At 41.0% G+C, this 11839-nt stretch carries 12 protein-coding genes; 8 read left to right on the forward strand and 4 right to left on the reverse strand.

Annotated features, from left to right (window positions below):
• The first annotated feature begins 34 nt into the window (after positions 1-34).
• Genes M1F26_RS17100 through M1F26_RS17125 form a run of 6 tightly spaced genes read left to right on the forward strand, consistent with a single transcriptional unit; the run spans position 35 to position 3635 of the window.
• Positions 35-643, forward strand: coding sequence for a fimbrial protein (locus tag M1F26_RS17100; protein ID WP_112307645.1), 609 nt, complete (start codon positions 35-37; stop codon positions 641-643).
• 10 nt (positions 644-653) lie between these two features.
• The gene (locus M1F26_RS17105; RefSeq protein ID WP_226617010.1) at positions 654-1190 is read left to right on the forward strand and encodes a fimbrial protein; all 537 of its coding nucleotides are present in this window, start codon (positions 654-656) and stop codon (positions 1188-1190) included.
• Positions 1191-1200: 10 nt separating this feature from the next.
• Positions 1201-1698 (forward strand): fimbrial protein, encoded by a 498-nt coding sequence (locus tag M1F26_RS17110; protein WP_036958077.1) that lies wholly within the window; start codon positions 1201-1203, stop codon positions 1696-1698.
• 2 nt (positions 1699-1700) lie between these two features.
• Positions 1701-2213: a fimbrial protein gene (locus M1F26_RS17115; protein ID WP_004259643.1), complete on the forward strand. Its 513-nt coding sequence runs from the start codon at positions 1701-1703 to the stop codon at positions 2211-2213.
• Positions 2214-2231: 18 nt separating this feature from the next.
• On the forward strand, positions 2232-2762 hold the full coding sequence (locus M1F26_RS17120) for a fimbrial protein (protein ID WP_004907582.1): 531 nt from the start codon (positions 2232-2234) through the stop codon (positions 2760-2762).
• Between the two features lie 6 nt (positions 2763-2768).
• Complete coding sequence (locus M1F26_RS17125; RefSeq protein ID WP_004907580.1) at positions 2769-3635, forward strand: hypothetical protein; 867 nt, start codon at positions 2769-2771, stop codon at positions 3633-3635.
• Between the two features lie 315 nt (positions 3636-3950).
• Here M1F26_RS17125 and dcuC read toward each other — a convergent pair whose 3' ends face one another.
• The gene (dcuC, locus tag M1F26_RS17130) at positions 3951-5321 is read right to left on the reverse strand and encodes a C4-dicarboxylate transporter DcuC (RefSeq protein ID WP_047756434.1); all 1371 of its coding nucleotides are present in this window, start codon (positions 5319-5321) and stop codon (positions 3951-3953) included.
• A 34-nt stretch (positions 5322-5355) separates the two neighbouring features.
• Positions 5356-6531 carry a cystathionine beta-lyase gene (gene metC / locus M1F26_RS17135; RefSeq protein WP_140171791.1) on the reverse strand — a complete coding sequence of 392 codons (1176 nt, stop codon included), beginning with the start codon at positions 6529-6531 and terminating at the stop codon, positions 5356-5358.
• 391 nt (positions 6532-6922) lie between these two features.
• On the opposite strand from metC, the gene purB reads away from it, so the two are divergent.
• Entirely contained in the window at positions 6923-8290 is a 1368-nt protein-coding gene (gene purB / locus M1F26_RS17140) for an adenylosuccinate lyase (RefSeq protein ID WP_140171792.1), read from the forward strand.
• Positions 8291-8367: 77 nt separating this feature from the next.
• Positions 8368-9747, forward strand: a complete 1380-nt coding sequence (locus M1F26_RS17145) for an MmgE/PrpD family protein (RefSeq protein ID WP_140171793.1) — start codon at positions 8368-8370, stop codon at positions 9745-9747.
• Positions 9748-9807: 60 nt separating this feature from the next.
• On the opposite strand, the gene M1F26_RS17150 is transcribed toward M1F26_RS17145, so the two are convergent.
• The gene (locus M1F26_RS17150; RefSeq protein ID WP_094961543.1) at positions 9808-10692 is read right to left on the reverse strand and encodes a dihydrodipicolinate synthase family protein; all 885 of its coding nucleotides are present in this window, start codon (positions 10690-10692) and stop codon (positions 9808-9810) included.
• A gap of 14 nt (positions 10693-10706) precedes the next feature.
• On the reverse strand, positions 10707-11597 hold the full coding sequence (locus M1F26_RS17155) for a LysR family transcriptional regulator (protein WP_140171794.1): 891 nt from the start codon (positions 11595-11597) through the stop codon (positions 10707-10709).
• Positions 11598-11839 lie beyond the last annotated feature (242 nt).

The raw sequence follows: 11839 nt of genomic DNA on the forward strand, positions 1-11839 counted from the left end.
TCTGAAATGCGCGATGAGATAGCAGGAGAATATCATGGCAAACACAAGCAGGATGCTCCGTTATGTGGGCTTAGGAAGTTTAGCGCTGAATTTATTCAGTAGCATGGCGATGGGAACAGCCCTAAATAAAGTTGATAGCTGGGATGTAGATGGTTCACATGGCACGCTATATGTCCATGGAGCTTTGACGGAAAGTGCTTGTCGTTTAGCAATGTCATCAGCATATCAAACTATTAATTTAGGTACTGTGGGTACAGGACAGCTTCAGCATGTTGGGCAAACTGGTAACCCTGTTGCGATTGAACTGCGTTTAGAAGATTGTCTAAGTGGTGAAAGTCGCAGCCGCACTGCACAGGGGAATCTTTTGTGGAGCCAACAAATGCCGTCAATGAAGATCCGCTTTTTGGCTCCTATAGATACCCAAGACCCGCGCTTGGCAGCTGTTATCGGTGTTCAGGGGATTGGCCTGCAATTAAGTAATGCAGCACGTTCACCAATTAACTTAGGTGAGTACAGTACACCACAATTGGTTTCACCTGGGCAAAACCAATTAACTTACTATGTAACGCCAGTACGTACCTCTGCTCAACTAAATGCTGGAGCTTATCAGGCGTTAATTAGATTCCAGGTAAGTTATGAATAGGGGCATGGAGATGAGAGGAGCTTATTTTCTTACGATATGCTTTAAAGCGATTGTCCTAGTTGGGGTAATTCTCTTTGGTGCTCTGATTTCACTCAGCTTTTCTTACAAAGCTATCGCTGCGAATCTCAGCACTAATATCCAAATTCGTGTGACGGTATACGGTGAGCCGGAATGTACCCTTGGCGGTGCAACAACGACTTCTGTAGATTTTGGCGATATACATCAGGCAAAGATTGACGGTGCTTATGGGCGCTCACCTATCAATTACAACTTGATATGTAATGGCTTATATAAGAATACATTAAAGATGACGCTGAGATGGACTGATAGGCAAATTAATGGTGAGTCATCCGTGACGACCAATCTCCCGAATTTAGGTATTGCCATTTACCGTGATGGAACCCGACTCAGCAATGGCGCAACACTCAATTTTAATTATGGGAATTCGCCTGCTTTGTATGCCGTCCCCGTTAAACCTACAGGGGTAAACTTAACATCAGGTGGGGATTTTACGGGCAATCTCACGATGGTATTGGATTACCAATAGGATGATATCAATGAAATTATTCCGTTATCTTCTCTCGGTCTGCATGATGCTTAGCCTGTTTAGCCAAAGCCAAGCAGCAACACTTGGTATCCAGCTAAAAGGTCGATTATTGGTGACACCGCCCGAGTGCATTTTGAATAACAACCAACAAGAAACTATACATTTTGGCGATATATTGCTTCCACGTATTGATGGAGTTCAATACAAGCGTGCTGTACCGATGAGACTCAGTTGCACAAATCTAGCGAAAAACGCCATAAAGCTCACGCTTGTCGGCGATGGAACATCATTTAATAGCAATGGCGCATTGAAAACGAGTAACCCAAAACTCGGTCTTTCCTTTTATGTGAACAATGCTAAGCAAGTTATTAACCAGCCTTTCAATGTGTTATATACAGCGCTGCCAACCTTAGAGGTTGCCCCAGTAAAAAACAGTAATGCCAATTTTACGAATACCGATGGCGGATTTTTTACAGCACTGGCAACACTGAAAATTGAGTATCAGTGAGAATGATTATGTGGAATAACAATCAAATTAAGCATTGGATGGCAGGATTTATAATGGTGATGTCCATATCTTCAGCGCAAGCAAATTGGGCATTTGATGGCACGCTAATTATTCCTCCTGTTTGCCAATTAAGCCATGACGACCCAATAAAAGTTTCATTCGGTAAAGTCGGTGTACGAAAAATCAACGGTACCGCCTTCAAGCAATCTATTCCTTTTCAATTAAATTGTGTTGGCGATATGACACAACCGTGGGATATCAGCTTGATATTCGGAGGAACACCTGCAGGAAGTGGATTTGATAATGCGACATTAAGAACGGTGACACCGTTGAATAATGGCAAATTAGGCATTCAAATTCAGAAAAATGGCCAACCTCAACCATTGAATGAAGCCTTTTTGATTAATGCGGCTTCACTACCATCCCTTTCAGCGGTTCCTGTCATGCGCTCAGGAAGCGAACTCGTAGGGGATAATTTTACTGCATCAGGCACGTTAACCATTATTTTTGAATAGGAGGCGGCAGTCATAACTATGAATATTAAACGTAATATGAGCTTTGCCTTTGGCTTATGGTTTTTGGGTGCCACTGCCGCTTTTTCTGCAAATGTGGAATTTGATGGCACGCTAATTGAAGATGCTTGTGACGTTTATCCTGGCGACGAATCGATTGAATTAGATTTCGGAACGATCGTGGATAAATATCTGTATCTGAATACTCAAACAAATAGCCAACCTTTTACCATTCGCTTAATCAATTGCGATTTAGCGTTAGGCCATGAAGTGAAAGTCACATTTATGGGCGCAGAAAGTTTGGCTTTACCTGGTTTATTAGCGTTAGATGCTGGAAGCCAAGCAACAGGTGTGGCGGTTGGTATTGAAAGTATTTCCGGTACAGCAATCAAAATTAATAGTGGCAGTTATACCCAAGGGTTGTATACCGGAAATAATAATGACCTAAGATTTCAAGCGTATGTGAGAGCTGAGCCAGTTGCATTGCAAAATAAATCAATTGTGCTCGGTTCATGGGCTGCGAGTGCCACGTTCAAATTAGATTATGAGTAAATCATTATGTATGCGAAAAAAGCAAAAATATACGGAATGTTAAATACAAGCCGTTTGAGTATTTTATTATTAATCATCGCATTAGCGTCTCTATTTCCTTCTCGCCCTGCCAATGCGATTGCGTATGTAATGCCTGTGAGTATGACCTCTGGAGCTTGGCCTCGTGTTGAGATGGACATTCTTTCTTGGAGTGAAGCAAGTGGTGTTACTAACCCTTGTTATGGATCAACCGAGTGCTGGGTAGGCCCTGATGTTCTGTATGCATCTGGTGCGCCGTCGTTGAGTGGATCTTGCTTAGATTATGGTAACTGCATTCGAATTAACCAGTATCGAACAGCGGAAGAAGTCGCAGCGGCTTTTCGTAGTGCAAAAGGAATTCCTTATCGTGCATCGTTTGTCATTGATAGCCCAAATGCGACTTGTATTGGATTATTCTATGTTAACCATAAACCAACCCCGGGAGTTAGGAATGCAATCCAGTGGCCAGGTAGCGTCTGTGGTAAAATTCCACCTACAAATCAAACATGTAGTATTTCTTTGCCTGCTTTTGTTAATCACGGGGCGCTCAGTAACACGAGTTTAAATGGTAAAACAAACTCAGTTTCTGGCAATATCACTTGTACACAGGCGACAAATATCAATTTATTTGCTCGTTCAACCACGGGTGAGCGTTATGTATATTTAAATTCGACTTCTAACTTTTATTCAAATCCATTAATTAATAATCAAAATGGCTGGAATGGTGCGAACATGAATATTTCTGGAAACAATGCGGCGAATTCATTTACATTCACTTCTGAATTGCATGCATCAGGAACGGTAACGCCTGGATATTACACAGGAAATGCAGTCGTCATTATTGCATTTAATTAGTTAATCAAAGCCTTCGAACCCAATTCACTAACTTGGTAGTTTAGCAGCGTATTTTTAAATAGAATACGCTGCTTTTATGAATATTAATTAGTTTTGCTTTTCATATCTAGGCACTGATATTTCTTTCAGTGCCTGATTTATCAACCTTATTACTAATAATCCAATCAACGGTTACTGCGACAAAAATATTCACATACCCATACTATCATTGATGATAGTTTTTGATAAAAGGATGAATAATAGCCCTCCAATCAATAAAAAATCCCTTAAACCGAAGAGTAACGAAAAGTTTAAGGGATAAATGCGCGAGTCTAATTAGAAGTATAAAAAGTAGAAAGTTACGACAAGGTTAACGATTGCAGCAACTGCCATTGGGATTGCCGTTCGTTTTACTATTTGGAACGGCGAAACCCCTGCAATTCCTGCAATTGCAACAATTGCTGCAGTGATAGGTGACACAGTACGCCCAAAGCTTGTCATAATTTGCATCGGTAAAATGAGTGTCACCACATCCACTTTAAGGAAAGCAGCAATTTTCGGTGTCAATGCAGCAAAAGAGAAGAATGCTGCATTCCCTGAGCCCATTAGGAACGCCGCAAGTGCAAGGATGGCACTCATAACAATAATCATCGCCCCGATACCAAAGCCGGCATCTTGAGCTGCGCTAATTAACGTATCCACCGCCCCACTTTTGAGTAATCCATTTGCGAAAAACTCCCCTGAAACAATCAAAGAAACGACTAAAACAAACTGTTTCCCCATTCCTTCAAAGAACAACATAAAGCTGTCCATGACGGCTTTCGCATCACGTAAACGGACGTATTCAAAAATCAGTGCAATGACAGTGCTGATGATCATCGCAGTGGTGACTTCCAACTTAATGTATGGATGTAATAATGGGCTAAACCCGATAATTAGGATCAATGGAATAACTGGTAACAACGCATAAGACAATGGAACTTTATTACCGCCATCTTCTTTAATAGTATCAATTTTGCTCAAGTCAAAAACAAACCCTTCACGCTTATCCCACCAACGCTGAACAAAGAAATGGGTGATTGCCACTGCAATAATAATAGGGATAGTTACGGGTAATTGGTGTTGAACAAAGTAAACAGCGGGTTCAATATCCGCGGTTTTCGCTGCCATAATGACATTACCAGAACCGGGTCCATGGTCGATAAACTGGCAACAACCGATAACCGCTAAAGCAGAGAGTGGGCTGATTCCCGAACGAATTAATATAGGGTACATTGTGACCATTAATAACATCCCCAACCCTGCATGGCTTGGAATGAAAATCACCAGAACTTGCGTCACTAGAAATGAAATCACTAATAGCAAATAAGGTGATTTAATGGTCTTTAGCGGCTTTTCAAAAATAGCAAATAATGCGCGACTTGCCCCCACATGCTCCATATAACGGGAGAATCCAGCAATCGCCATTAATGTTAACCCTAAGCCAGCTAATCGAGAGCTCATGATATCAGTAAAAATTTGGAAGATATCAAAGTACTTAAAATGCGTGGTTTTATTTTCTGGTAACAATGAATTAAGATCTAAAGATGCGGTTAGGAGCAACAAAAGTAAGCCCCCTAGCAACAAGACTGGCTGAGGTTTATAACCCCGAGCCAGCAGGTAAACAACCAGCGCTGTAACTAGCGCGGCAATGATTAAACCTGTCATAGAAGAATTCCCCAGTATTGGTGCAGCTTTATTGTTATTGATTTAATGTTGAAAATGCTTGTGTAATATCCGCTATCAAATCATCCACAGACTCCAAGCCAATATGTAAACGAACAAAAGGCCCATGACCTTCGCTCCAATCTGATGCTGTTCTTGCGCCGACTACGTTAGCGGGTAGTGCGAGGCTTTCGAACCCACCCCACGATGCGCCGATACCAAACAGGACTAGAGCATCAATAAAGTTTTCTGTTTGCTTCGCGGTATATTGTTTTTTGAATTCAATGGTTAATAAGCCATTACTACCTTTGCAGTCACGCTTCCATAAATCATGGCGTGGATGAGATGGCAATTCAGGGAACCAGACTTTTTCCACTTCAGAACGCGTTTCCAGCCATTGCGAAATCGCTAGTGCAGCTTTGCCATGCGCAGCTAATCGCTGCCCTAAAGTCCGCATTCCTCGTAAAACTAAAGCTGCATCATCGGGGCTACTGGCTTGACCTAAAGCTTCTGGCAAGGCACCAATTTGTTTCCAAGCTTTTTCTGTCGCGACCATAATTCCCATCATCACATCAGAATGCCCGCAGAGGTATTTTGTTGCTGCAATTACAGAAACATCCGCGCCTAATTCCAACGGGTTATATAGCCATGCTGAACCCCAAGTGTTGTCAACACCCACTGGGATATTTCTTTCATGTGCAATACGGCATATTTCGGGTAAATCCAACATTTCATAAAGTAATGAACCTGGGGATTCAACAAAAATAAGTTGTGTATTACTTTGAATTTTTTGCTCAAAATCTGAAGCATCTGTTTTAAAGAAGCTGTAGGCGATGTTATTTGGTTTTAAAAAAGCATCGGCTATTTTACGTACAGGTTCATAAACAGAATCTGCAAACAATACGTGCCCACCACTGTGTGCATAGCCCATAATAGTGACTGCAATCGCGGCTAGACCCGTAGGAAATAATTGCGCTCTATAGCCCCCTTCTAATTCAGTCACCAGGCTTTCGAGTGCAAATGCGGTTTCTGTACCTCGCGCACCGTAACTTAAAACACGTTCCGTTGCGCGGCGATCGCGAACATCACGCCAGCTTTTAATTGAATCAAAAACAATAGTACTCGCTCTCATTACTGGCGGATTAATTGGTCCTGATGTTGTAATAGGTTGTCGTCCACTATGTATTAATTTTGTATATTTATTTAATGTCATTGTTTATTTCTCCAAATATAGAAATAGATTCCCTAGTAATTAAAAGGAAGGTTATTTATTTTTAAAAATTCGATTTCATATTATGTATATCAAATTACTTTCCTTTTAAAACATGACTTATTTAAAAAGATGATCTTCATCATATAAATGAGCATTAATTAAATTAATGAAAACTTAAGAGAAAATTAAGAATTAAAATCTATATGTAATAAACAATAAATTAAAATATAACAAATTGATTTAAATGGAAAAATAAATACATAAGAAAGTCTTTTATTAACATTAATCTTATTAAGGTGTTTATTTTTATTTTTTATTGCATAAATAAAGTAACTCTCTAACAAATAACCACCTTTTAATTTTCAATATTATTCTTATACAGGGGAATATTATGGGTACCAGTGTTTTTGATTCGGTATTATTAAAAAACTTATGGTCTACAGAAGAAATGCGAGCTATTTTTTCTGATAAAGTCAGAATGCAAAATTGGCTTGATTACGAAGCAGTATTAGCAATTGAACAAGCTGAATTAGGCTTGATTCCAAAGCAAGCTGCGAAGATCATTGCTGATACAGCAAAACTGGAAAAGTTAGATATGGATTTCATCTTAGAGCAAGTGCGTTTAACTCGTCACCCACTTGTTCCAACCATCCGTGGTTTAGAACATGCTTGTCCTGAACATTTTGGTGAATACGTCCACTTTGGACCCACGACACAAGATGTTATGGACACAGGCTTAGTGCTTCAACTTAAAGAGGCTCATAAAGTTTTTTTACGTGATATCAAAATATTAGGGCGTTCTTTATTATCGTTAAGCGAAAAGCATCGCAATACACCAATGGCAGGACGAACCTTAGCCTTACAAGCCTTACCGATTACCTTTGGACACAAAACTGCAATTTGGCTAACGGAATTAGCACGCCATTATCAACGATTAAAAGAAATCGAACCTCGCTTATTCGTTGGTAGCGTTGTTGGCGCTGTTGGAACTAAGGCCTCATTGAGCGACAAAGCAGATGAGCTTGAAGTTCGTGTATTAAATCGGCTCGGTTTAGGCACTCCTGAAATCTCTTGGCAACCCGCTCGCGACCGATTTAGTGAATATGGCATGCTGATTGGTTTAATTAGCGGCACGTTAGGAAAAATTGCCAATGAAATTTTATTATTAGCTCACAATGAAATTGATGAACTTTCAGAGCCTTTTAGTAAAGGTCAAGTTGGCTCCTCAACGATGCCACACAAGCGTAATCCTGCCATTGTCGAAAATGCGGCCTGTGTCAGTAATACATTGAAAGCTAACCTTTCTGTGCTTACCGACATGATGAAACACCAACACGAAAGAGATGGTGCGATTTGGAAGATGGAATGGAAAGTGATGCCAGAAATGTGCCTGATGCTTTCGGTGATCTTCGATAACATGAAAACTGTATTAGGGGGATTAAACGTACATACCGATAAGATGCGCCAAAATTTAGATATTTTAGGTGGATTTATGCTTGCTGAGCGCGTCATGTTTGCGTTGTCAGACAAAGCGGGTAAACAAACTGCCCATGAAATTGTTTATGAAGCTTCTATGTCTGGCCAAGAAGAAGGCATCACCTTTATTGAGGCCATTAACCGTGACACACGCATTCGTGACCATATAACGCAAGAAGAACTTGATGCCCTATTAGACCCAACGACCTATGTAGGGAATGCACCTGAACAAGTCACTCGAGTAATAGAACAAACCAAAGCATCCGGTTGGCTTAATGACTAATGCATTTTAGCAAAGTTTAAATCTCTACTTTCTTAAAGCCAGTCAAGTGCTGGCTTTTTCATTCACCAGAGGTATCTATGACATTAAGCCAACAGCTAAGCCAATTTATCACATCCCTATCCTTTTCTGATATTCCACCGCAAGTTATTGAACGCGCCAAATATCATTTACTCGATACATTAGGCGTTGCACTTGCCGGAAGCCTCCAACAAAGCGCAACACAATGCCGTAAGGGAGTCACTTATTTACCTGAGCATCAAGGAAAAATTCCAATTTGGGGAAGTAACCAAACCGTTTCAACTACCACCGCCGCTTTAGCAAATGGTATTTCAGCGCATGTATTAGATTTTGATGATACACACACCGACTCAATCACTCACGGTAGTGCCGTACTTACTCCTATAGCCTTTGCACTCGGTGAACATTTACAGGCGACAACAAAAGAGATCCTTACTGCATGGATTATTGGCTGGGAAGTCGCAGCCAGAGTGGGATTAGCAAGTCATAGCGGGTTTCACCTACGCGGCTTCCACTCTACAGCTATAGCGGGTATTTTTGGTGCGACGGCTTGTGCAGCTTCATTACTCAAATTAACTCGGGAACAAACAGTTAACGCTCTAGGCCTAACAGGAAGCCAAGCCAGTGGTGTTGCTGAATACCTAACCAATAGCTCGTCAGCAAAATGTTTTCATGCGGGATGGGCTGCGCAATCAGGCATTATTGCAGCATGTTTAGCTAAAGGCGGAATGACAGGGCCAGAAACTATTTTTGAAGGGCGCTATAGCCTGTACCAAACACATGGTCTTCGTGAAAATGCGCATCCCGAGCAAGTCACCCAAGACTTAGGTAATGTTTGGCAATTCATGAATGTTTCCATTAAGCCCTACCCTGTTTGCCATTTTGCTCATGCCACCGTCGATTGTGGGAGACGATTATTACAACGAGGAATAACCCTCGATCAAATTGCAAAAGTAGAATGCGTTGTCGATCCCGTTGCAGCGGCCTTAATTTGTGAGCCACCAGAACAAAAATGGGCACCTCAGAGTGCCTATGCAGCGAAATTTAGCCTCCCGTGGTTGTTTGCCGCTGGTTTTATCGAAGACAAATTAACATTAAGTTTGCTCTCTACCGAAAATTTACAGCGAGCAGATATCCAAAACCTCGCGAAAAAAGTCAGCTATCGTTATCCCACTGAAAATGAAATTCCTTTCCCAACCTATTTTCCCGGCCTAATTTTTGTCACATTAACCCATGGTGAGACAATAACGGAACGATTAGATATCCAATACGGTAACCCACAAAATCCAATGTCTTTGGAGGATATTGTGAGCAAATTCTATGACAATGCAGGGCTGGTAATGAAAAATGAACAAGCTGCGCAGCTTGCTAAAAGTGTATTATCTTTTGAAGCGAAAACTATATCGACTATCACACAGCTATTGCGTGTTGGTCTTTAATAAGACCGACTAACGAATAGAAGCCCACACTGAATGGGCTTCTATTTTTCCTTCCTCTTATTATTCATTTAACTGAGCAATAATTTGCTGTAAATGAGCAATAGCAACATCATTGAGAGGTTCTTGTGGAAGGATCGGGTCACCAACATTAAACCCTTGAATGTTTAAAGATGCTTTAATACATGACGCTAATGCATATTGCGTAAAAGCTTCGTTGATTTGCCACATTTCTTTCTGTTTTGCTAACGCTGTATCCCAATCCCCTCTAGTGGCCAACTCATACAGTTCAACACACTGTTTTGGCAACACACAGGCAGGACCCGCCATCCAGCCCACGCCACCTAATTTAATGACTAATAAAGGAATATGAGCTGAGGCACTAAAAATTTTAACCCGCTCACCGAAGGTGTTGAGCATCGTTAATAACCTTCCAGTATTACTCGATGCATCTTTAACATATTCGATATTAGGGATATAGCTTAATTCATTCAAAAGAGAAATAGACAGTACATCCCCCAGCAAACCAGGGTTGGTATAGACCGTCATGGATTTTTCAGGAAAAGACTCCGCTATTGTTTGGAAATAACCCAATTGGGCTTTATCACTCAGAGGGTACATTTTTTGCGATATCAGCACCATGCCATCCACACCTAAATTGGCATACTGTTCCGCTTGAAAACATGCATCTGACGTTGAGAAACTGGCAACCCCCGCTAATACAGGTACTCGCCCCGCAGCTTGATCAACTGTAATGCGAACCACCTCATTTCGTAATTCCTGTGACAAATATGCGTATTCACCAGTGCTCCCTAATGGGCTCAATCCGTGAACTCCGCTCGAAATGAGGTGCTCAATTAGGTGACGAAGAGATGATTCAAGAACAGTACCTTTAGTTTGATCGACTGGTGAAACAAGATAAGGAAAAATACCGTGAAAATGGGTCATAATTATTCCTAATTTTAGTTGTTATGGGAGATAACGGCTGTTTGTTCATTTTTTAATGAGTTAAAAAGAATTTGTGCGGCTTTGGTTGGGCTTTTTGAGTTGAGGTACAAGTTATATCGAATTGCCGGAAGTGCTGGTAACCCTTCATCTTCACCGAGTATGCGTAAATCCTCCCCTGAAAGTTCAATTGAACGCGCCATAATACCCAATCCCGCCCTAACCGCAGCGCGTGCTCCAGATAGTGTTGTCGCCATATAAGCAATGCGCCAAGGTATTTGCTGTTGTTCGAGGTGATTGATCATCATCTCGCGATAAGTACTCGGCTCATCTAACACAACTAATGGCAGCGGCTGCTCTAAGTTAAAACTAAAATGTTTCCCGCAATACCATAGTGAAGGGGAAACACGTAAGACAATTTTAGGGTAGCCAACATGCTCCTCGGTTGAGATCGCCAAATCGAGTTCATTATCCTCTAACATTGACATAAGAAATGGGCTGCGTTTGACAATAATATCCATGATTAAATTTGGATAAGCTCCTGAAAATCTGGCTAATAAATCAGGCAATATTGTATTCGCGGTGTCATCTGGCGAACCAATTTTTAATACTCCGTCAATTTCTTCATAAACTAGTGATAAACATGCCTCATCATTAAGACGTAAAATACGGCGGGCATAGCTCAATAGTTGTGTACCAGAGTCCGTCAATGCTTTGTTTCTGCCCTGCCGAACAAATAACTCCTTGCCAATGAGTGACTCCAGCCGTTGCATTTGTTGACTCACCGCTGATTGCGTTCGGCAAACAGATTCTGCGGCGGCGGCAAAAGTTGCACCATCAACAACCGCAATAAAAGTGCGAAGTAAATCAAGCTCTAAATTAAAAATAGGACGTTTAGCAGCTGGCATTTTAGTTATCTCTTTTCTTAAGGTGTGTGGTGTCATCCAACAAAAGTGTTTAATTTACATACTAAGAAGAAAGCCTTAAATAATCTATGTTAGAGCTCAATAGTTTGGCTCTAAATTGTAGCGACTTAATAATAAATTTGACTACCTGAATATCCGCCATAATACGATTGATAAAGTAGCTACAGATGGAAAGACATAACAAATGGTTATTTATAGGCAATTCTCCTCAAAAGAGTTTGCCA

The organism is Providencia sp. PROV048 (assembly GCF_033688165.1).
In the GTDB taxonomy this organism is placed as follows: domain Bacteria; phylum Pseudomonadota; class Gammaproteobacteria; order Enterobacterales; family Enterobacteriaceae; genus Providencia; species Providencia hangzhouensis.